Source organism: Aliidiomarina sp. (genome assembly GCF_047920995.1).
GTDB lineage: Bacteria > Pseudomonadota > Gammaproteobacteria > Enterobacterales > Alteromonadaceae > Aliidiomarina.
The window spans coordinates 1-1,214 of record NZ_JBLRWZ010000083.1 but is presented as its reverse complement, the minus strand read 5'-3'; the positions used below and the strand labels follow the sequence as shown (position 1 = coordinate 1,214).

Below are 1,214 nucleotides of genomic sequence, written 5' to 3'. Positions count from 1 at the left end.
TACACTGGCCTGCAGCAGCAGTGTAGTTGTTACTTTCAGCTACTGTAGTACCATCTGCGCTTACTGATGACGTAAAAGTAGCTGTACCAGCAAGTTCGTTTACGGTAGTTGTCCCTATTAATGTAATCATATTACTTTCCGTTCTATCTCCAGTAGGCACCCGCCAAACACCGAAATGAACATCAGTACAAGTGAGTTCGAGCACTGGAGCCAAACCGGCATACACTTCAATAGTATCGGAAGCCGTTTCAGCAGCTACGTTAGTAGCAAAGCCAGCAGCAACAATTGCGGCTGCGGCGGTTAATTTTTTTGAAAATTTCATAGGATTATCCCCTTTAAATGTAATGAAGCTCGACGAAAGCCATCGGGGGCCCGCGAACCTTTCTTTTTTCACCGCACACACTATGGTGCTAGCGGTAAACTGGTTGTTGCCAAACGCACGTTGCGTGAAAATTGCGGTTAGCATGAAATTTTTTTTGTAATTGGTTTTGGCCGTATAGATACAAAAACCCGAGCTCGGTATTACCGTTACTCGGGTTATGGATCGCCTACGCCATCATCTACAATAATCGTGGCATTGGTGGCGCCGCGATATGCGCCGTAATTATCACGTGTAATATTATTCGGGATACTTAATGTGCCCACCACACGAAATACCGCTTCGCCATTGGTTATTCGCACGTTCGTTCTACCCGCTTCAGGAGCCGTTAAGTTCGCCACCATCGTTGCACCTGCTTGCGCTGCAGCTAAATCTTGTGCAAAAATGTGGGCGCTAGGCACCATACTGATGTTTTGGTTGCTGGTGTCTTCAAAACTAATGGTAATTTCCGAGTTGTTACTGGCTAACGAACCACGCACATTGCACACACCTGCCAATGGTGAATCGTAGCCCTTATCTTCTATGGCAGCTAAACGTGCACTGCCGCCGCCGGTAACATTCGTGTCGGTATTGGTGGTGCCTGAGGGCACAAATAAATTCACCACCGAATCACCGCCTCTATCACCGAGCGGTACAAACCACACGCCAAAATTTACACTAGTGCAAATAACACGGAACGGTGATTCAATACCAATGTAGGTATCTACGATATCGCTATCGGTTTCTGATTGTGCCCAGGCAACCGCGGGCGCCGCCGCCACAGCAAGCAGCACTGCAGTTGCGCCCGCGCGCACAAAAAACCGCTTTATCGCTACCATAAAGCAGTAAAAATTCC

Annotated in this window: 2 protein-coding genes; both read right to left on the bottom strand. The window is 47.8% G+C overall.

Going from position 1 to position 1,214, the window contains the following annotated elements; translation table 11 throughout:
- Window positions 1-322, bottom strand: a 322-nt coding sequence (locus ACNA7P_RS11200; RefSeq protein WP_416258705.1) for a hypothetical protein, incomplete at its 3' end; no start/stop codon positions are given.
- A 215-nt stretch (window positions 323-537) separates the two neighbouring features.
- On the bottom strand, window positions 538-1,214 hold a 677-nt coding region (locus ACNA7P_RS11195), incomplete at its 5' end, for a hypothetical protein (RefSeq protein WP_416258704.1).